General features: G+C 30.0%; 20 protein-coding genes. 6 read left to right on the forward strand and 14 right to left on the reverse strand.

What is annotated here, in order from left to right:
- Nucleotides 1-632: 632 nt before the first annotated feature.
- From glyA to RWN11_RS03995, 4 genes are all read left to right on the forward strand, one after another.
- Nucleotides 633-1,850, forward strand: coding sequence for a serine hydroxymethyltransferase (glyA, locus tag RWN11_RS03980; RefSeq protein WP_314160493.1), 1,218 nt, complete (start codon nt 633-635; stop codon nt 1,848-1,850).
- A gap of 187 nt (nt 1,851-2,037) precedes the next feature.
- Nucleotides 2,038-3,399, forward strand: a complete 1,362-nt coding sequence (guaD, locus tag RWN11_RS03985) for a guanine deaminase (protein ID WP_314160494.1) — start codon at nt 2,038-2,040, stop codon at nt 3,397-3,399.
- Between the two features lie 33 nt (nt 3,400-3,432).
- Entirely contained in the window at nt 3,433-4,746 is a 1,314-nt protein-coding gene (locus RWN11_RS03990; RefSeq protein WP_314160495.1) for a solute carrier family 23 protein, read from the forward strand.
- A 114-nt stretch (nt 4,747-4,860) separates the two neighbouring features.
- Nucleotides 4,861-5,331 (forward strand): S-ribosylhomocysteine lyase, encoded by a 471-nt coding sequence (locus RWN11_RS03995; RefSeq protein ID WP_048802077.1) that lies wholly within the window; start codon nt 4,861-4,863, stop codon nt 5,329-5,331.
- Between the two features lie 431 nt (nt 5,332-5,762).
- Here RWN11_RS03995 and yajC read toward each other — a convergent pair whose 3' ends face one another.
- The 10 genes from yajC to lysS form a co-directional block, all read right to left on the reverse strand.
- A complete protein-coding gene (gene yajC / locus RWN11_RS04000) occupies nt 5,763-6,026 on the reverse strand; it encodes a preprotein translocase subunit YajC (RefSeq protein ID WP_314160496.1) in 264 nt (87 codons plus the stop codon).
- Nucleotides 6,027-6,115: 89 nt separating this feature from the next.
- Complete coding sequence (tgt, locus tag RWN11_RS04005) at nt 6,116-7,270, reverse strand: tRNA guanosine(34) transglycosylase Tgt (RefSeq protein WP_314160498.1); 1,155 nt, start codon at nt 7,268-7,270, stop codon at nt 6,116-6,118.
- A gap of 22 nt (nt 7,271-7,292) precedes the next feature.
- A complete protein-coding gene (gene queA / locus RWN11_RS04010) occupies nt 7,293-8,321 on the reverse strand; it encodes a tRNA preQ1(34) S-adenosylmethionine ribosyltransferase-isomerase QueA (RefSeq protein WP_314160499.1) in 1,029 nt (342 codons plus the stop codon).
- A 164-nt stretch (nt 8,322-8,485) separates the two neighbouring features.
- Nucleotides 8,486-9,700: an FtsW/RodA/SpoVE family cell cycle protein gene (locus RWN11_RS04015; RefSeq protein WP_314160501.1), complete on the reverse strand. Its 1,215-nt coding sequence runs from the start codon at nt 9,698-9,700 to the stop codon at nt 8,486-8,488.
- A 1-nt stretch (nt 9,701) separates the two neighbouring features.
- The gene (locus tag RWN11_RS04020; protein WP_060913801.1) at nt 9,702-9,986 is read right to left on the reverse strand and encodes a DUF1507 family protein; all 285 of its coding nucleotides are present in this window, start codon (nt 9,984-9,986) and stop codon (nt 9,702-9,704) included.
- Between the two features lie 9 nt (nt 9,987-9,995).
- Nucleotides 9,996-10,196 (reverse strand): YqgQ family protein, encoded by a 201-nt coding sequence (locus tag RWN11_RS04025; protein ID WP_314160502.1) that lies wholly within the window; start codon nt 10,194-10,196, stop codon nt 9,996-9,998.
- Between the two features lie 10 nt (nt 10,197-10,206).
- Nucleotides 10,207-11,646 (reverse strand): tetratricopeptide repeat protein, encoded by a 1,440-nt coding sequence (locus RWN11_RS04030; protein WP_314160503.1) that lies wholly within the window; start codon nt 11,644-11,646, stop codon nt 10,207-10,209.
- Nucleotides 11,647-11,688: 42 nt separating this feature from the next.
- Nucleotides 11,689-12,192: a PTS glucose transporter subunit IIA gene (locus RWN11_RS04035; protein ID WP_314160504.1), complete on the reverse strand. Its 504-nt coding sequence runs from the start codon at nt 12,190-12,192 to the stop codon at nt 11,689-11,691.
- A 224-nt stretch (nt 12,193-12,416) separates the two neighbouring features.
- The gene (gene ftsY / locus RWN11_RS04040) at nt 12,417-13,478 is read right to left on the reverse strand and encodes a signal recognition particle-docking protein FtsY (protein WP_314160505.1); all 1,062 of its coding nucleotides are present in this window, start codon (nt 13,476-13,478) and stop codon (nt 12,417-12,419) included.
- A gap of 170 nt (nt 13,479-13,648) precedes the next feature.
- Nucleotides 13,649-15,148 (reverse strand): lysine--tRNA ligase, encoded by a 1,500-nt coding sequence (gene lysS / locus RWN11_RS04045; RefSeq protein ID WP_299324795.1) that lies wholly within the window; start codon nt 15,146-15,148, stop codon nt 13,649-13,651.
- 534 nt (nt 15,149-15,682) lie between these two features.
- On the opposite strand from lysS, the gene RWN11_RS04050 reads away from it, so the two are divergent.
- On the forward strand, nt 15,683-17,005 hold the full coding sequence (locus RWN11_RS04050) for an amino acid permease (RefSeq protein WP_314160506.1): 1,323 nt from the start codon (nt 15,683-15,685) through the stop codon (nt 17,003-17,005).
- A 1,163-nt stretch (nt 17,006-18,168) separates the two neighbouring features.
- Here the strand turns inward: RWN11_RS04050 and RWN11_RS04055 are convergent.
- Nucleotides 18,169-18,816, reverse strand: coding sequence for a GDSL-type esterase/lipase family protein (locus RWN11_RS04055; protein WP_314160507.1), 648 nt, complete (start codon nt 18,814-18,816; stop codon nt 18,169-18,171).
- A gap of 171 nt (nt 18,817-18,987) precedes the next feature.
- Between RWN11_RS04055 and RWN11_RS04060 the strand changes: the two genes are divergently transcribed.
- A complete protein-coding gene (locus RWN11_RS04060) occupies nt 18,988-19,893 on the forward strand; it encodes a cation diffusion facilitator family transporter (protein ID WP_314160508.1) in 906 nt (301 codons plus the stop codon).
- A gap of 75 nt (nt 19,894-19,968) precedes the next feature.
- Here the strand turns inward: RWN11_RS04060 and RWN11_RS04065 are convergent, their stop codons facing one another.
- From RWN11_RS04065 to RWN11_RS04075, 3 genes are all read right to left on the reverse strand, one after another.
- Nucleotides 19,969-20,652 carry a YjjG family noncanonical pyrimidine nucleotidase gene (locus RWN11_RS04065; protein ID WP_314160509.1) on the reverse strand — a complete coding sequence of 228 codons (684 nt, stop codon included), beginning with the start codon at nt 20,650-20,652 and terminating at the stop codon, nt 19,969-19,971.
- A 92-nt stretch (nt 20,653-20,744) separates the two neighbouring features.
- A complete protein-coding gene (locus RWN11_RS04070; RefSeq protein ID WP_314160510.1) occupies nt 20,745-21,791 on the reverse strand; it encodes an LLM class flavin-dependent oxidoreductase in 1,047 nt (348 codons plus the stop codon).
- 61 nt (nt 21,792-21,852) lie between these two features.
- Nucleotides 21,853-22,188 (reverse strand): MarR family transcriptional regulator (locus tag RWN11_RS04075; protein WP_314160511.1); only part of this gene is annotated, 336 nt, incomplete at its 5' end.

Raw genomic sequence — 22,188 nt, forward strand, 5'->3', positions numbered from 1 at the left:
TACAGATGTATTCCGTAAATTATTATAGCATAAATATTAGATAATTTCTACTAATATCAGGTATAGACCAATTAAAATCCATTAATTTTTTTACTATTTTCTACCATACATATTTCTAAAATTCATTTTTCATTACTATATTAATATATTTTATCTCTAAAATAGCATTTATAATAAAAACACTCTATCAAGAATATTTATAGCAAACGATTATAATATTCGTATTTTATGTATACCTGATGGTATTTTTTAATTATTTTGACTATTTCTATTATTTTTTAGTTTATTTATTTCTCATACTATGATATTATTATTAAACAAAGAATAAAAGAAATTTTAATTTGCTTTAGCTTTTTAAAAAATTATATCTTTTTATATAGTATAGATAGTTTTTAATATGGCGCTGACCCAAAAGTCCTAAAAATTTAACAAAGTTCATATATGAACTCATAGACGCAGTGGTTTATTGATATCTAAATTCGCTTTATAAAAGCTTTTTAGATATCTAATAAACTTTGCGGGGGGGACTCGACAAAATCGATTCCTTCAAAATCACGATTTTTGAGTCACTCCCTTTCTAAGAGCATTATTTTCCTTTATTCTTAATTTTTACTAATTAAAGGAGTACCATTATGGATAAAATTTTTGAATTAATTGAAAAAGAACAACATAGACAAGATACTAACATTGAACTTATCGCAAGTGAAAACTTTGTTTCGAAAGATATTCTAAGAGCGACAGGAAGTATTTTAACAAATAAATATGCTGAAGGATATCCTGGAAAAAGATACTATGATGGATGTGAAGTAATTGACGAAATAGAATCTCTTGCAATCGATAGATTAAAAGAACTTTATAATGCTAAATTCGCAAACGTGCAAGCACACTCAGGATCAAGTGCAAACATCGCAGTTTACTTATCTTTATTAACACCTGGTGATACAGTTTTAGGGATGAGTATGGATGCTGGTGGACACCTAACTCACGGTAGCAAAGTTAACTTCTCAGGGAAACTATTTAATGCTGTTTCTTATGGAGTGACAAAAGATACGCATCTTATCGATTACGACGAAGTCCTTCGTGTTGCTAAAGAACACAAACCAAAAATGATTATTGCTGGATCAAGTGCATATTCTCGTGTAATTGATTTTGCTAAATTTAGAGAAATTGCTGATGAAGTAGGTGCTTACTTAATGGTTGATATGGCTCATATCGCTGGTTTAGTAGCTGCTGGCTTACATCCAAACCCAGTACCTTATGCTGATGTAGTTACATCTACTACGCATAAAACATTAAGAGGTCCACGTGGTGGTATTATCCTTACTAACAATGAGGAAATCGCAGTTAAAATTAATAAAATGATTTTCCCTGGTGCTCAAGGTGGTCCATTAGAGCACGTTGTTGCTGCGAAAGCGATTTGTTTCGCCGAAGCTCTTAAACCTGAATTCAAGTTATATCAACAACAAGTAGTAAAAAATATGCAAGCAATGGTAGAAGCTTTTAAAGCTAACAATATTCCTGTAGTATCAAATGGTAGTGATAACCACCTATGTCTAATCGATACATATTCTACATATAATGTAACAGGACATGATGCTAGTGATCTATTAAGTAAAGCTAAAATTACATGTAATAAAAATGGTATACCTTTCGATACATTACCACCAATGAAAACTAGTGGATTACGTTTAGGAGCTGCTGCTATGACTTCTAAAGGTTATGTAGAAGAAGACTTTGTAGAAATTACAAATATCATTTGTGATTTATTAAAACAAGGTGAAAACTATCTGGAAAAAGCTCAAGAAAGAGTAGCAACTTTAGTAGCAAAAGAAAGAAAAGAATTTAGATAAAAATTTCAGTAATAATATTTCAAACGACGAAGAAAAAATTCTTCGTCGTTTTTTACGAACTTTATCTTTCTTTAAATAGTGTTAACGTTCGTCTTAGAAAATTTATTTTTTTGATTTTATATTTTTTTGTTGACAACGTTCGTTTTTCATGTTATATTTATAAAAATTCTTTAGGAGAAATGAAAATATGAAAACCAAAAAAATTATTAAAGCATCTTTTTTTCATAGCCCTAAGTATGGCGAAATTGAATTTCTGGAACATGCTGTACTTTTAGTTTCAGATGATGGAATTATTTCTGAAATCACTAGAAAAGAAGATGAAAATTATCAAAAAATACTAAATCAATATTCTCAAGAAAGTAACTTTATTGATTTTAAAGATAAAGTACTTTTACCTGGTTTTATCGATTTGCACATCCATGCTCCACAATGGCCACAAGCTGGACTTGCCTTAGATGATGAATTAAGCCACTGGCTAAATAATTTCACCTTCCCTTTAGAATCAAAATATGCAGATATCAACTATGCTCGAGAAGTCTATACCGACCTAGTAAAAACATTATTAGCTAATGGTACTACATCTGCAATGTACTTTGGAACTATCCATAATGAAGCTACACTCGAATTAGCGAAAATTTGTGCTAATTTAGGACAAAGAGCTTTTGTTGGTAAGGTTGTTATGGATGATGAAACTATGAATCCTGATTTTTACCGAGATAATAGTACAAAAGAAGCTATTGAAAATACTGAGAAGTTTATTAATGATGTGCAGAATCTTTCAAAAGATGTTCCTCAAGGTATCTATCCAGTCATTACTCCTCGTTTCGTTCCAAGCTGTACAGATGATGCTCTTTTAGAGTTAGGAAAATTAGCAAAGAAATATAACTGCTATATACAAAGCCATTGTAGCGAAAGTGATTGGGAGCATAATTTCGTTCTTGAACGTTTCGGAAAAAGAGATACTGAAGTCCTAAATCAATTCGGATTATTAACAGATAAATCGATAATGGCTCACGGCAATTTTGTAAATTCTGAAGATGCTGATATCTTCAAAAAGAACAAATCTTCAGTTTGCCACTGCCCTATTTCTAACTCATATTTTGCTAATGCAGTCTTACCTGTTAACAAACTTAAAAAACAAGGTTTAAATATTTGTTTAGGTACGGATATCTCAGGAGGGTTCTCCCCTAGCCTATATGACAATATAGAGCATACAGTCATGGCTAGTAGGATGTTAAATGACGGAGTTGACAATAGACTGGATGCTAATTGTCGAGGTAATCATAATTCAAAAGTGAGTATATTTGAAGCATTTTATCTTGCAACTACTGGTGGTGGAGAAGCTTTGAAATTACCACTTGGTCTTTTTAAAGAAGGTTATATTTGCGATTTCCAAGTCATCGATATCAATACACCGACAAATAAACTTCCAAACTATTTAGATAATGAAGAAGACAAACACCTTCTTCAAAAAATATTATACCTTTCTACTTCAGAAAATATTCGTGAAGTCTGGGTTCAAGGTAAACAAATTCTAAAAAAAGATTAATAACATAAAAATAAAAAGGAGATTACGTTTTTTATGACGAAACAAAATAAACATTTAACTATAGGTGTTGAAGAAAATATTCCATTTTCACAATCCTTAATCCTAGGTTTACAACACGTCCTTGCAATGGATGTCTACGTACCACCTTTTATCTTAGCAACAGCTATTGCATTATCACCTGGTGATGCTACTGGTCTAATTCAATCTACTTTTCTAGGTGCTGGTATCGCCTCATTAATTCAGGTATTATTCTACCTAAGATTACCGGTCTGTCAAGGTCCATCATTTATTCCTCTTGGTGCTATTATTGGTATTTATATGGGAACTAAAAATCTTGGTACAGTTCTTGGAGCAAGTATTGTTGGAGCAATCTTGGTAATCTTACTTGGATATTCTGGTATTTATAAATATATAGTAAAAAACTACATACCTTCTATCGTTAGTGGAACAATAATTATGATTGTAGGATTAACTTTACTTCCTTCAGCATTTGTTAGTAATATCTACATCGAAGGAAATGGTCTGACAATGAAGCAAAATGTATTATTAGCATTTATTACAGCCGCTTCTTTAATTCTATTTTCTACATTAGGGAATTACGTTAACAAATTCAAAAGAATTTTCCAAATTTCTTCAGTAATTATCGCCTTAGCTATCGGAACATTTTCTGCATACTTAATGGGTGGTTTTAATACTCAAGGAATTAAAGATGCTAGCTTTTTCTCAATGCCAAAACTATTATTCTTAGATTATAGTATACATTTTGAAATCTCTGCTATTATCACAATGATTATTATTTACATGGTACTTTTAGCTGAAACAACAGGAACTTGGTATGCAGTAAGTTCAGTTATTGACGAGCCTCTAAGCGACACTCAAGTTAACAAAGGTGTTATCGGGGAAGGAATCGGATGTTTAGCTGCTGCTCTAGTCGGAGCAACTCCTGTTACTGGTTACTCTACAAATGCTGGGATTATTTCTATTACTGGGGTAGCTAGTAGAAAAGTGTTTGTTATGGCTTCATTCTGGTTTATCGGATTATCATTCTTAGGTAAACTTTCTGCTATTATTAATTCAATTCCTTCGGCAGTTATCGGTGGGGTATTCTCAGTGGTATGTATCATAATCCTACTGAACGGATTTAGAGTTGTTAAAAATCTAGACTTCTCTGAAAGAGAATTATACATTATCGGAGTACCTTTAATGTTTACAATTGGATTATTATTCATTCCAGCAGAATTAAAAGCTAGTGCTCCACAATTACTTCAATACTTAATAGGCTCTCCTATTGCTGTTGGTGCAATTGTAGCAATAATAATGAATAAACTTATTCCGTTAGAAAAATAATATTTAAAACTGATGTTCAGACGAGCATCAGTTTTATTCTTATTAATTTTATATTTTCCAAAAATATAGTATAATTATAACTGCTAATTAAATTACAGAAATGGAGATATATCGATGACAGAAAAGAAAATGAACGTTGAAAGTTTTAACCTAGATCACACTAAAGTTGTTGCACCATATATTAGATTAGTTGGTGTATATTCTGGGGATAATGGAGATAAAATATATAAATATGATATTAGATTTTGCCAACCAAATAAAGAACACTTAGAGATGCCTAATCTACATTCTTTAGAGCATTTAATCGCTGAACTTATCAGAAATCATCTTGATAATGTACTAGATTTTGGTCCAATGGGATGCCAAACAGGTTTCTACTTATCAGTAATCAATAACGATAGCTACGAAGAAGTTGAAGAAGCACTTGCGAAAACGCTAGAAGATGTTCTTGTTGCTACTGAAGTTCCTGCATGTAATGAAGTACAATGCGGATGGGCTGCATCTCACTCTTTAGAAGGAGCTCAAATGGAAGCTAAAAAATTCTTAGAAAAACGTTCTGAATGGAAAAACGTTTTTAGTAAATAAAAAATAAAGAATCAAGAGATTAACCTTTTGAATTAATCTCTTGATTCTTTGCTTAACTATGTAACAAAGCACAAATTTTTTTATCTTAAAATTAAATTCATTCATTTCTTATACAGAAAATTCAAATAACAACAAACTACTCTGTATAAATATTAATTTATGAATTTTTGAAAAACTAAATTTCATTCTCGCTCTTTATACTTAATCTAACCCTTAAGAATTTAGCAAAAATTTTCAAAAAAATAAGGGGATGATCCAAAAAACCTAAATTTTAACAAGGTTTATATAAAAACTCATAGACGCAGTGGTTTATTGATATCTAAATTCGCTTTATAAAAGCTTTTTAGATATCTAATAAACTTTGCGGGGGTGACTCGACAAAATCGATTTCTTCGAAATCACGATTTTTGAGTCACTCCCTTAAATATTTATTATTTTGCAACTAAGCTACGAATAGAATTTCTGTCTACTTCGATTTCTACTTTTGGTGCAATTCTTACTTTTACTGTTACTGTTCCTACTTCTACGATATCTCCGTAAATTCCTGCGAAAGTTACAATTCTATCTCCTTCTTTTAATGAATCTTGAAGAAGTTTTAATTCTTTATTTCTTTTAGATTGTGGTCTAATGATCATGAAATACATGAATGCAAAAAGAACTACAATCATAATAATATTAATATATGAATATTGCATGTTTTACCTCCGGTTGATTAATATATATATTTATTCTACTATATACTCAGTAAAAAATAAACCTTTTATGTTCTTTTTCTACTAAATTCTTAGAAATTTTTAGGATTTTCTTGGTTTAATCCATATTTTTCAAAGAATTCTTCTTTAAAATCTAATAATCTATCTTCTCTAATGGCTTGACGTATATCTTTCATCATATTGATTAAGAAATGGATATTATGAGTTGTCGCTAATCTTGCTCCAAAGATTTCATCAGCTTTAAATAAATGACGAAGATAAGCTCTTGTATAATTTTTACAACAATAACAAGAACACTCGGGATCAAGTGGTGTAAAGTCTTCTGCGTATTTAGCATTTTTAACTACGACACGCCCTTCTGAAGTCATACATGTTCCATTACGTGCAATACGCGTTGGTAACACACAGTCAAACATATCTACTCCTCTTAGCACCCCTTCAAATAAAGCATCAGGAGATCCTACTCCCATTAAATATCTCGCTTTATTAGCTGGTAATAAAGGTGTCACATGTTCTAAAACTCTATACATCTCATGTTTTGGTTCACCAACAGATAAACCACCAATAGCGTATCCAGGAAAGTCCATACTTACTAAGTCTTTAGCACTTTGCTCACGAAGGTCGTTAAATCCTGCTCCTTGAACAATACCAAAAATACTTTGTGTTTTTGGATTTTTATGCGCTTGTAGACATCTCTCAGCCCAACGACTTGTTCTTTCTACAGATTGACGAATGTATTTATAATCATGGTTATAATCAGGACATTCATCAAAAGCCATCATTATATCAGAACCTAGTGCATTTTGAATGTGCATAGCTTTTTCCGGTGATAAGAATAATTTTTCTCCGGATAAATGATTTTTAAAATGAACTCCTTCTTCCTCTATTTTTCTCATCTCACTTAGAGAAAATACTTGGAATCCTCCTGAGTCCGTTAGGATGCTTCCATCCCAATTCATAAATTTATGAAGTCCCCCTGCTTTTTCAACAATCTCCTCACCAGGACGTAACCAAAGGTGGTATGTATTAGATAAAATAATATCTGCTCCCATTCCTTTTACTTCTTCTGGTGACATTGCTTTTACAGTAGCTTGCGTCCCAACTGGCATAAATACAGGTGTTTCGAAGCTACCATGAGGTGTATGTACTATCCCTAATCGCGCACCCGATTGTTTACAAGTTTTTATATGTTCATACCAAACTGCATTTTCTTTTACATCTCTCATATAAAATTTTTCCTTTCAATAACTATATTATTATCATCGCATCTCCAAAACTGAAGAAACGATATTTATTTTTAACTGCTATATTATATAATTCAATAACTTTTTCTCTATCATAAAATGCACTGACAAGCATTATTAACGACGATTTAGGTAAATGGAAATTTGTAATCAATCCATCAACACATTTAAATTCAAATCCTGGATAGATAAAGATATTGGTCCATCCTGAAGCCGCAACAATCTTCCCATTATTATCTCGTGCAATTGTTTCTAATGTTCTTGTTGAAGTAGTTCCTACAGAAAATACTCTTCCACCATTTTCTTTTGTTTTATTAATTATTTTTGCTGTATCTTCATCTAAAGTATAATACTCAGAATGCATATCATGGTCTTCTATATTTTCTACAGCTACAGGTCTAAATGTTCCAAGTCCCACATGAAGGGTTAAATAAGCTATATTTACACCTTTTTCTTTTATTTTTTCTAATAATTCATTCGTAAAGTGTAAGCCTGCTGTTGGCGCCGCTGAACTTCCTACCTCTTTCGAATACACTGTTTGATATCTTTCTTTATCAGTTAATCTCTCTTTAATATATGGTGGCAATGGCATAGTCCCAAGTTCATCTAATCTTTCTTGGAAAATCCCTTCATATTTAAATTCAAAATGTCTAAATCCATCATCTAATACTTTGGTACAGACTGCTTCCATTATACCATCACCAAAAGATACTATACTACCTTCTTTTATTCTTTTAGCAGGCTTTACAAGACACTCCCAATCATTATGACCAAGATTTTTTAATAAAAGCACTTCTATTGCAGCACCCGTATCCTTTTTAGCACCATATAATCGCGCTGGCATTACACGAGTATTATTTAATACTAAAGTATCTCCAGGATTAAAATAATCTATAATATCCGAAAAAACTTTATGTTCATGTGAATTATTTTTTCTATCTACACAAAGCAACTTACTCGTATCTCTTTTTAAAAGAGGTGTCTGTGCTATAAGTTCCTCAGGTAAATAAAAATCAAATTGTTCTAATTTCATTTAAAATCTCCTTTAAAAGTTACCTTTACTATTATAGCTTGATTGTCTTAAGTTAGCAAGTCTCACCACTAGAAATTATAATTTTTTCAATTTCTTATAATTTCAAAATAAAAATTATAAAAAATTCGAATCAATATTATGCATATCAATTCGAATTTTTATTCTTATTTCTTATTACTTCTCAAATACTTAACATGCGCCAAAATGTTGGTAGCTATTCCTAATCCTATACTAAGTATTAAAATAGAACTACCACCATTACTAATAAACGGTAACGGAACTCCCGTCATTGGAATAGATGCCGTTACACCACCAATGTTAACTACCCCTTGGACTATTAGTAAACTAGCAAATCCTATAGAGTACATAGCTGAGAAAGTATTTCTAGATTTCGTACCAGAAAAAATAACTTTCCCTATTATTATAAGTAATAAACATACTACAAATAGTACTCCGATGAATCCTAATTCCTCAGCAATAATCGCTAAGATAAAGTCCGTATGAGCCTCAGGTAGATAACCTAATTTTTGAATAGAATTACCCAAGCCTCTTCCGAATAATCCACCATTACCAAAAGCAACATACGAGTTTATAACTTGATCTGCTGCTGCTGCCAAATCTTCTGAAAAAGGATTTAAAAACACTTTAAGACGATTTGTTCTATAAGACGTTCCACCGCCAAAAAGCGTACTTTTTAGCATAAACAACATAAGTACTGCGGCTCCAGCGATTAAAGCAAGTGAAATAATTTTTTTCACATTTTGCGAATGCATATTCGAACAAAAAGTCATTATCCCCATTACAGATAATGTAATAAGCATCATTCCTGTATCATTTTGCGCTGCAATTAGCGTTACAAGAGCAAGAGGAATACTAAATATTTTTAGTAACTCCGAGCTAGTACAAATCTGACGTAATTTTTCTTTTCTAGTTTCTAATATATATGCCATGTACATAATGATAAATAACTGTGATAATGTTGATGGTTGGAAACTCAAACCTCCTATTCTTATCCATGATTTCGCTCCATTAATAGCTGGCATAAGTAGAGGTATAAACAGCAAAATTACCATCACAATAAACCCATTTTTCAGTACCCTCTTATCCTTAAAAACTTCAAACGGTATAGCTACTGAAAAAAATAAAAATGCAAAATAAGCAATCACTACCCACATAGCCTGTCTTTGTAGAAAATAAGTTTCACTAACTGGTACACCCGATGTAAATGTTCCGTATTTATTTCCTATCATACTCGCACTATAAACCATCATACAGCTCAATACTAATAAAACTAATAATGTTAATGCAACCATCCAATCTAATCTTACATGTCTTTTTTCATGTTTAATAGATCTATGTATTTTCTTTAAAAAGTTCATATTAATTTGCTTTACTTTCTGCGATTACACTAGCATACATTTCACTAGCTTTATCTTCTAAATCAGCTAAAATAATACGACCAGCTTCTTCAGAAATACACCCAATTTCTACCGCTATATTTATTTCTTTAGAAAGACCATAAATTTGAGTATCTATAACATCTTGATACAGTGGACATTTTCTCTGACCTTTTACAGATACACAAGCATTAATCATCTCTTCTATCTTCATAACATCTTCTTCTATTCTTTTTCGTACCTTAATAAAAATAAGGTTATTTTCCATCATTTTCACCTATCCTTTTGATAATTCGTAATTAACTTCATGTCGTATAATTGCTATTGCTCTTATAAATTCTTCTTTTGAAATTAATTCTAAGCGTCTTAGCTCTCTTACTTCATATTCTACCATACTTAATGTATGTTTTCTATCTTTCATATATATTATTATACCAAAAGATTTTAAAAATTGTTGCAAATCGTAAAAATTTATCATTTACATCACCTTAAAATTTATTCAACTCATCTACTAGATTTTTATTTCTTTCTCTATTATCCAACTCATAAGCCCTTTGAGCATATTCCTTAGCCTTATCATAATTACCCTCTTGACGTTCAATAATTGCCAAATTATAGTAAATCGGTGCAAATGAATTATCAAAATTTACCCCTTCTAGGAAAACTTTCTTTGCATCTTGTTTAGTTGCACTAGTCATTTTTACCATACCTAACTCGTAATATGTAAGTACAGATTTGTTTTTTGATGTTAACTCTTTTTCTAAATTAAATATATCATCATCTGTGTATACTTTCACCAATCTATTATCAACTCTACCTACTCTATATCTATTCACTAAGCCCTTAGTATTAACACCTACTAATAGTAATACTTCACCTAAAAAGCTAAAAACAAGTAGAGCTGCAAGCACAAGCACTATATTCCTTTTTTTCATTAATATCAGTTCTAAAAAGACCCCTAATATAAAAGAAAATATATACAGGACTATTGAAGTCTCAAATAATAAAGATACTAGTGCCAAATAAACTATTGACATCGCTCCAGAGTACATGAATTTCAAATTATCATTTTTCTTACTAAGTTGCTCCATAAAAATCGAACCTAATAAGGCTATATTTGAAACTAATGCAATATCAAGTATTCCTGAATAACCAAATATCAATAATAAATTAAAAATAAATGATACTACAAATAATATTCCAATACTTTTTAAAATATTCAGCGTTTTGTTGAAAAGAATAGAACTCGCAAAAATAGATGCCAATATTATCAATAACTTCATAGAATTATCAGTAATAAAAACACTTGAGAACATTCTATAAAATTGTCCACTTATTATTTTTTGATAACTATAGTCTATATAATCAAATAACGAATAATTGTTACTTGATAAGGAAATTACTATAAAATTCATTAAAAATAACAATAAATAAATTCCTGATAAGACATTATATTTTATATTAAATACATTTCTATCTAATGCCTGACGTTTATAAAGTTCTACCACTCTATTTTTATATCTTAAAGTATCGGGTGTATCTTCTATAAATCTAAAATCTTTTTCTTTTAAAAATAGCTTACTGTTCTTTTCATTATAAAGTACACGTTCAATAATTAGGCTATTTGAAATTCTATATTTCTTGTAATCATCTAAAACTTCATCGAAATCTGGAGAAACATAAAGAATCTTCATTTTTAAACTACTCAGTTTAAACATTTTTTTTAGTCTAACTTCATTTCTAATTACATTAGAAACTATACTATCTATTTCTGTTGATTTAAAGTTATCTCCATATATAAATCTTATTAATTCATTATCTTCATTAATAAGCCAGACATCTTTTTTTTCTGGACGATAATATAATATATTATAATTATATTTTGTTATATATAGATAAATAATCTTCCAAAATTTCTTATCATTCATAAATTTTCGCCACGTAAGATTAAAACTTAAATAGACCTAGGTCTATTTAAGTTTTAATTTTGCTACTTCTTGTAAGAAATCAACAGAGTCATTTAATTTTAATACATCGATGTTAGCTACTGCATCCATATTAGTAATTACACAAGGAGTAATAATATCTTTAGCTTTTTCTTTAACTAATTCTAAATCATAAGTTAATAAAGTTTGACCTACTTCAACTCTATCTCCAGCAGATACAGCTACTTCAAAACCTTCACCTTTCATAGCAACTGTTTCTAATCCAACGTGGATAAGCAGTTCTACATCTCCTGATTTAATACCAAAAGCGTGTTTTGTTGGGAATACTTGGATAATTTCTCCTGCTACTGGAGATACTAATTTTCCTTCTTCAGGAATAATTGCAAATCCATCTCCCATCATTTTTTGAGCAAATACTGGGTCTGGTACTTCAGTAATTTCTACCACTTTACCTTTCATGTATGAATTTAATACTAACTCTTGTACTTGTTCTTCTTTTTTTCCGAATAATTTAGATAAAAATCCCATTTTAATCCTCCATATATGATTGCCTTCTTAATATATCTATTATATACTTTTATTACGTTTTTTTCAATTAATTTTGAGTAAATAATTGAAATTTAATATTAAAATATTTTCATTGATTTACTATAACAATTTGATTTTAATAATTGTTGATTTGTATAATAAAAAAATATCCATTTTACATTGTTATAGAAACGTATAAAATGAATATTTTTAACTATTATTTTTTATTCTTCTACTTGTTCTTCTTTTTGTTCAGGATTTTCTTGATAGAATAATCCATAGATATATTGTTCAGGATCAAATACTTCTAAATCGTCAATATTTTCACCTAAACCAACAAGTTTAACAGGTATTCCTAATTCTTTCTTAATAGCTATAACAATACCGCCCTTAGCAGTTCCATCAAGTTTAGTAAGGATAACTCCTGTAACATCACTAACTTCTTTAAATGTTTTAGCTTGCAGTATACCGTTTTGTCCTGTTGTCGCGTCAATTGTTAATAGTACTTCATGAGGACCTTCTGGAACTTCCTTCTTAATTACACGAACAATTTTTTCAAGTTCTTTCATTAGGTAATCTTTGTTTTGTAGACGACCAGCTGTATCACATAATAATACATCATAACCTTTTGCTTTGGCAGATTGAATCGCATCAAAGATTATCGCTGCTGAATCAGCTCCTTCATGTGATTTAACTATATCAGCACCACTACGTTTAGCCCATACATCAAGCTGATCAATTGCACCTGCTCTAAATGTATCACCAGCAGCTATAAGTACTTTTTTCCCTTCTTTTTTAAGATTATGGGCTAGTTTACCAATAGAAGTTGTTTTACCTACCCCATTAACTCCCACAAATAAGAACACTGAAAGCTCTTTTTCTGGTGCATAGTTTAATTCAGATTTTACAGTACCTTCCATGTAAACATCAACAAGTTTTTCTATAATCATACTTTGTAGTTCACTTGGTTCTTTTAAATTTTGTCTTTGTGATTCAGCTTTTAAGTAATCAACTAATTCTAATACAGTGTTATAACTAACATCTGATTGAATTAACAATTCTTCTAAATCCTCGAAAAACTCCTCATTAATCTCTCTATATGAACTAATTAAGTTATTAAGTGCATTAGAGAAATTATCACGAGATTTCTTAAGACCTTTTTTAAATTTTTCAGTTACAAACTGACTCTCAACCAACTCTTCATATTCATCAAGTGAAATCAGTTCCTCATTTAATTCTTCTTTAGCAGAAAATTTTTCTTTTAATCTTTCAAAAAAGCTTGCCATTAGATACTCCTTACTATTTTATTATATACAAAAAGGGAGACTAAGCTCCCTTTAATTTTCTATTAAAGCTTCCTAAATTTTAGGGAGATTTAATTTTTATAAATATTTGCCCTTTTTTTGCCCTTTTTTTATCAGGTACTCTATTTAAACCTTGATATATCAACGTTTTCTTATTTATGTTTCATGTATGGGAAAAGTAATACATCACGGATTGAAGCTGAGTTAGTTAATAACATAACTAATCTATCAATTCCAATTCCTAATCCACCTGTTGGAGGCATACCGTATTCTAATGCTTCTACGAAGTCTTCGTCCATTTCATAAACTTCTTCGTTACCAGCATCTTTTTCATCCATTTGAGATAAGAATCTTTCTTTTTGATCGATTGGATCGTTTAACTCACTAAATGCATTCGCGTGTTCACGTCTAACGATAAATAGCTCAAAACGATCAGTGAATCTTGTATCTTCAGCATTAGTTTTAGCTAATGGAGATACTTCTACAGGGTGACCGTAAACAAATGTTGGTTGAACTAATGTTTCTTCTACAAATGTTTCGAAGAATTCATTAATAATGTGTCCAACTTTCATATCTTTTCTAACAGGAACATTGTGCTCTTTTGCTAGTGCATGAGCTTGTTCATCTGTCATTTCTGGCCAGAAGTCAACACCAGTTACTTCTTTAATAGCATCTACCATATGTACACGACGCCATTTCGGTGTTAAATCAATTTCATCTTCACCGTACATAATTTTTGTAGTACCGTGAATTTCATTACAAATGTATGCAATCATAGACTCAGTTAAGTCCATAATATCATTGTAATCGGCATATGCTTCATATAACTCGATCATTGTAAACTCAGGATTGTGTCTTGTTGAAACACCTTCGTTACGGAATGCACGACCAATTTCATATACTTTTTCTAGACCACCAACAATTAAACGTTTTAATGGTAATTCAAGTGCGATACGCATAAATAATTGCATATCTAGTGCATTGTGGTGAGTTACGAATGGACGAGCTGCAGCTCCACCTGCAACAGAGTGCATCATTGGAGTTTCAACTTCTAGGTATCCACGTTCGTTTAAGTAACTACGCATAATTTGAATAATTTTTGAACGTAAAATAAATGTTTCTTTACTTTCTTCATTCATAATTAAGTCTACGTATCTTCTTCTGTAACGCTCTTCAACGTCTTTAAGTCCGTGGAATTTATCTGGTAGTGGACGTAGTGCTTTTGTTAAAATTTCGAATTTATCAGCTTTAACAGATAATTCGCCTACGTTAGTTTTGAATAATACTCCTGTTACACCAACGATATCTCCAAGGTCAAGAGTCTTGAAGTACTCATAAGAATCTCCTACTCTATCTTGACGAACGTAAATTTGAACTTGACCACCTAGATCTTGAACGTGAGCAAATCCTGCTTTACCTTTACCACGTTTTGTCATAATACGTCCTGCTATTGTTACAGAGATATTTTTTTCTTCTAGTTCTTCTTTACTATATTTATCATATTCTGCTACGATTTCATTTGAAAGGTGAGTTCTTTCGAATTTAGTTCCAAATGGATCTAAACCACTTTCTCTCATAGCTTCCATTTTTTCACGACGAACAAGCATTTGATCATTTAAATCTTGTACATCTACTTTAATTTCTTCTGTCATGTTATATTCCTTTCTAGTATAATCTAGTATTTTTATTCAGATACACCCTATTATAACATATTTTCAATAATTTTGTTAAATCTTTAAGAAGAATTTTACTAAAATTTCTTACTATAATTAGTTACTAATACTATAAATAACTTATAGTCAATATTAATGTATTTTTTCTCCTTAATACTTTATGTTCGATTTTCTAACATACTCCTGATATTTTTCTCACAAACTATTGTTATATAGAAAAAAATAATATATAATGTACTCTTGAATAAAAGTTTAATATACATATTAAAATATGGGAGTGACTCAAAAATCGTGATTTCTTAAAAAACAAGATTTTGTCGAGTCACCCCCGCACAGTTTATTAGATATCTAAAAAGCTTTTATAAAGCGAATTTAGATATCAATAAACCACTGCGTCTATGAGTTCTCATATGAACTTTGTTACATTTTAGGACTTTTGGATCAGCCTAATCATTTAAAGTATTTTTGTTAATACACATGTCATTATTTATAATATTTTTTAGGAGGTACATTTTGACAAAATTAAAAAAAGATATAGGATTCTTTGGTGCATTTTCAACGGTAGTTGGTGTAGTTATTGGATCAGGTGTATTCTTTAAAGCAGCAGTTATTTATAAAACAACAGGTAGTGTCAGTTTAGGATTGCTGGCTTGGCTACTTGCCGGAATTATCAGTATTTGTGCCGGATTAACAACAGCAGAACTAGCAGCCTCTATGCCAGAAACTGGAGGAATGATAGTTTGGGTAGAGAGAGCCTATGGTAAAACTTTTTCATATTTATTAGGTTGGGCTCAAGCTGTTATTTATTATCCAGCGAGTATTGCTGCTGCAGCAACTATTTTTGCAACGCAATTTCTAAATTTATTCCAAATCGATAAAAAATATTCAATTTTAATAAGTGCATGCGCTGCAATTACAGTTACAGGTTTAAATTTACTTGGAAGTAAAGCAAGCGGCCAAATTCAAACTGCTGCAACAATTGGTAAACTTATCCCTATATTTGCGATTATTATTTTTGGATTATTACAACCTAATCCTACTACTATTGAATTAATTCCAAGTAGTTCAGTTAATTCAACTATCAACACTTCTTCGCTAGCCGCTCTTGGGGCCGCAATGCTTGCTGCAATGTATGGCTATGATGGTTGGAGTAATGTTGGAACTATTGCTGGAGAAATGAAAAATCCAAAAAAAGATTTACCACGAGCAATTTTATACGGATTATTAGTTATTACTGCAGTTTATCTACTTATAAACATTGCATACCTATTAACTATGCCGATGGAGCAAATTGCTGGTAACGGTAATGTTCCTAATGATATTGCCACTAAATTATTTGGAGCTAATGGTGGAAAAATCATAACAATCGGGATTATGGTTAGTGTCTACGGAACAATGAACGGCTTCACTATGACTGCGATTCGTGTGCCTTATGCAATGGCACTCAAAAATCAAATACCATTAAGAAAATATTGGTTAAAACTAAATATGTTTTCAATTCCGTACTTCTGTGCTCTGGCTACTTTAATACTAACAATTACAATGATGTTTACAGGTGGATTTGATACACTAACAGATTTCCTTTTATTTACCATTTGGATTTTCTTTATTGCAACATTCTTAGCAGTATTCATTCTTAGAAAGAAAGAACCGAATTTACCAAGACCTTATAAAGTTCCACTATACCCGATAGTTCCTCTAATTGCTATAATTGGCGGAATTTACATCGTTGTTTCTGCTTTGATAACACAATTTACGTTAGCCATTAGTGGTGCAATTATAACATTAGCAGGACTAATTTTCTACACAGAGATTCATAAAAAATTCAAAAAATAATGAATTAATTTAGTTTTGAAATAAATTATAAATTAAGAAGAAGTGTTTCAAATTTAAGATTTGAATCGCTTCTTCTTTTATTGATATTTACATTTATTTTTGATAAAATATGATTATGACTTCTTTCAATTTTGTTTAGAAGGTTGGAGTTATCCCCCTAGTTTCTTGCTACGGATAACTTCAATATTTTTTTATCAAATTAAAGTTATTATAGTAGTAAGGAGGAAATTTTATGTTGAGTTTTATTTTAAAAAAAGAGACCATTTTAACGTCTTTTTATACAATTTCATTGTCTTTATTAATAAGTAAATTCTCGATAAATTATCTATTTTTAGAGAAATCAATATTTAGTTTTTTTCATTTTATACTACTATTTATTATTTTCTTTAATAGCTGGTTGTTAGAAGTAGTTCATCTGAATCGATATGGCAAAGATAGTATTATCAATTACTTCTTTTTAATTTCACAAATACTTATTATATTGAATTTACTAATGAGAAATTCTTTAAATCTTAAATACATACTTGCAACATTAATCCTACTATCAGTAATACTTAGTATCCAACACATAACAGAATATATTCTTACCGATAAAAAGAACTTAATGATAAAAAAACTAACAGAACCCTTTTGTTATATTCACACAGGTCGTACACTTTCTTTATTATTAGGTTTAATATTTATAGATTATTGTTACTGGTTTATACTTCTTACCTTTACTATAAGTCAACTATTCCCAAGCTTCATCTCTAGAAGTGTTCATGTAAGAGATATAAATTTTTATCACTTAACTGGTCATTTATTTATAATTACTAACACCATAGCTATTAGTTTATGGTTAAGTGATTTAAAAATAAATATTACTACAAAGATAATTTTGTTAATTAGTATAGTACACATTCTTTTATTAATTATCTATCGAAAAATATTTAAAACAATAGATAGAACTTTAACAAAACAATCGGGTAATACATATATAATTGGTGTGTATTTTACAATATTAGAATTAATATTTATCAATTTATTTTTCATTTTAGAATACGACTGGAAATATATTCCACTGTGTATTATATGTTATGTTGTAAGTTATCAATCTTTTAAATATTATAAAAAAATAGAAAGGTAGTAAACTCTCTAAGTTAGAAAGTTTACTACCTTTTTATTTATCTTGCTTCTTCGTAATCTAATATTTCTGATACTTTACTAGCAATATATTTCGCTAATTTTTCATGATTTTTATCATCTAGGTGAATGCAATCCACTAATGAAGTTTCTGCTACACGTCCAGCATTTAAAAAGTCAACTTCGTATTTATCACTAACTTCTTTAAATGTTTGTGCTAAGAATTTTGATTGTTTCAAACTATTTTCATCGAATTCACCAAATAAACTATGTCTATCCACTATTTCATCACGCAATGGAACTGGTGATACAACAAGAATTTTTGGAATCTTATATCCAGCTATTAAATGTGGATTTCTAATATATTTAATGTATTCTTCTATACCTTTAGCAATAAGTTTGGCACTTGGATTAAATTGTTTTTTCAAATCATTTGTACCTAACATTATGATTACTAAATCAACGGGTACGTGACTTAACATTAAAATTGGTAATGTATCAATTCCACATCTAACGGGTACAATTGTGTCTTTTGCAATTACTGTTCTCCCGCAAAGACCTTCTTCTATTATAGTGTCATTAGGACGAAGCTCCGCTAGTAAATTAGTCCATCTTTTTTGAGTTCTTACTCCATCTTCACCAGGGACATACCCCCAAGTGTTGCTGTCCCCAATACATAAAATACGCATAATTTTTTCCACCTTTTTTCTTCTAAATTCTTCTTAATTTTAGCAAACTAACACCAAAAAATCAATAGACCTTAATGATAAAAGTACTAATAATTGTTATCAATGCTGTATTTTTGTAATATTACTAAATATAGGTTATAATAACAATATTCTATAAAAAAGGAGAAATAAATGATACAAACAAATTTTCATCATAAAAAACATTATAAAATTCAAGCATATTCAAAAAAAATACTTTATATAACATTAATTTTAACAACAAGCTTTGCATTATTAGAATACATTGGAGGACTTCTTTCTAACTCATTAGCACTTCTAGGAGATTCTTTTCACATGTTTTCTGATGTTATTGCATTGGGATTTAGTTTAATAGCATTGCTATTCAGCTCTAAAAAACCTAATAAAAAATATACTTTTGGTTTTGTCAGATTAGAAGTACTAGCAGCCTTTATCAATGGTTTAATGCTAGTTGGTATTTCTATTTATTTAATATTTGAAGGATTTATGAGATTCTTCAATCCTAAAGATATTGATTTCAAATCAATGCTTATAATATCAACTATCGGATTAATCTTTAATATTGTTGTTACTATAATTTTAACAAAAAGTCTAAAAGAAGAAGATAATTTGAATATTCAAAGTGCTCTATGGCATTTCCTTGGTGATTTAATCAGTTCTATCGGAATCATAATTTCATCAACTATTATTTACTTTACAAACTATCAAATCGTCGATGTTATTATGAGTATTATCATCAGTATAATTCTTTTCAAAGGTGGTTATAAAATTACTAAATCATCATTTGTTATTTTAATGGAAGCTACTACTCTAGATACTGAGGAAATTTACAATAAAATTAAAGAAGTGGAAGGCATTGCTGATATTCACGAATTTCATATTTGGCACACTGATACAAATGAAATCAACGCTGCAATGCATATTTTACTAAACGAATACAAGACAAGTAATGATTATACAATTGTAGAAAATGTTAAAATATTACTTAAAGAAGAATACGATATCGAACATTGCTTCATCGCATTAGAAAATATTAAATATAACGATCATAGTTTATAAAAATTACGAGGAACAACTCTATATCATCATGATTTCTTAAAATCAATTTTATAGAGTTGTCCTCGTTTTATTTTGTTAAATACCAAAGATATCAACCGTCTTCTCAATTTTATATGTAGGCACTATATCTGAATTAGAAGTTTTATGGATATCTACTAAACAACTATCTATACCTGCATTATTAGCCCCAAGTATATCAGATGTTAGAGTATCACCTATCATTAAAACTTCATCCTTATTTTTAACACCAATTTCTTTAAAGATAATATCAAAGAATTCTCTATCTGGTTTTTTACTACCAATTTCTTCGGAAATAAAAATCTTATCAAAGTATTTATTAAGATTATTATTTTTAAGTCTTGTATGTTGAGTGATTCCAATACCATTAGATGCTATATATAGTTTATGAGTTAAACTTAATTTTTCTAACATCTCTATAATTCCATCAAAAAGTTGATTCCCCTCAGCAAGATAACCTCTATATCTATTATCTACCTCACTACCATCGATTTTTCTATCAAACAATGAAAAAAATCTTATGAATCTTTCACTCGTAACTTCTTTATTTGAAATTTCTCCACGTTCAAAACTTCTCCATAAAGATTTATTTATCGTTTCATATTTTTCAAATAGCTCATCATTATACTCAATATTCTCATCTTCTAATAATTTTTTAAAAGCTAATACTTGTGCCTTACCAAAATCCAATAAGGTATCATCTAAATCAAATAATAAATATTTATACTTATCTAATATCATCGTTTCACTCCATATGTTTATTATCTACTCATTATAACATAGAGATCAATTATTTAGAAAAAATATATTTATTTGATTTATAAATTTAAATTTTATTTTTTAGATTTAAAATATTCTCGAACTCGTGGAGCTACTTCTTCGCCAAATAACCTTATAGCTTTCATTATATCTTCATGTGGCATAGATCCAAGTGGAAGATGCAACATAAATCTATCCAATCCTAATGTTTCTATCATATCAATAAGTTTATTCGCTACAGTCTCAGGACTTCCTACTAACATAGATCCGTCTGGCCCTACACTATTTAAATATTGTTCAAAAGTAAGTGGTCTCCAAAATGGTCTATCTTTCGAAATTGCATCCACTACTTGTTTTGTTGGATGGAAATATTTTTTAATAGCTTCCTCATCAGTTTCAGCTATGAATCCCCATGAATGTGAGGCAACTTTTAAACGACTTTCATCAAACCCAGAATGCTTCCCAATAGCTCTATAATAATCTGTTAATCCCTTGAAAGTTTTGTATTGTCCACCAATTATTGCATATGCTATTGGTAATCCTTTTTGTGCTATTTTAATGGTTGATTCCGTATTCCCACCTGTTGCTACCCAGATTGGAAAATCTTTTTGAACACTTCTCGGATATACCCCCTTATTTTCTACCTTTTGTGTATGCTTTCCTTTCCATGTTAACTTTTCATTAGCCTTTATTTTCTCCAACATTGCTAATTTTTCATCAAACAATTCCTCATAGTCTGCTAAGTCATAACCGAATAATGGGAATGATTCTGTAAAAGAACCTCGACCTACCATGACTTCTGCTCTACCATTAGAAATAGCATCGATAGTTGCATACTGTTGATAAACTCTTACAGGGTCCGATGATGAAAGTACTGTTACCGCAGAACTTAATCTTATATTCTTCGTAACAGCTGCTCCTGCTGCTAACAATATCTCAGGTGCTGAAACAGCAAAATCTTCTCTATGATGCTCACCGATTGCGTAAAGATCTAAACCAACTTCATCTGCAAGTTTCATCTCTTCTATCATATCTCTAATACGCTCATCATGCGTTGGTGTTATACCAGTTCCTTCTATTTCAGTTGTTTCACCAAATGTACTAATTCCTAACTCTATCATTTTTATCCTCCTAAATTATCTCAATTTCAAGATATTATTTTATAATAAAAGAAAACAATTTTTAATTAATTTTCTTTAGTATTTCTTTCAATGCATCTAATTCTTCTTCAGTTAAATCATCGAAAATCTTTTTTGTATTTATTTTATGAATAGGGAAAATGTCATCCATTAAATTTTCTCCTATTTTAGTTAACTTAATGTAAGTTACTCTTTTATCCTTTTGACTAATCTTTCTATTAACATATCCTTTTTTTTCAAGGTTATCGACTACGTATGTAGCACTTCCGCTAGCAAGTAATATTCTATCACGTATTTCTTGAATACTCTTCTCACCTTTACTAGATAAAAATTCCATAACAGCAAATTCAGTCGCATTTATTGGATAATTCTTTAAAGT

Source organism: uncultured Gemella sp. (genome assembly GCF_963519265.1).
GTDB lineage: Bacteria > Bacillota > Bacilli > Staphylococcales > Gemellaceae > Gemella.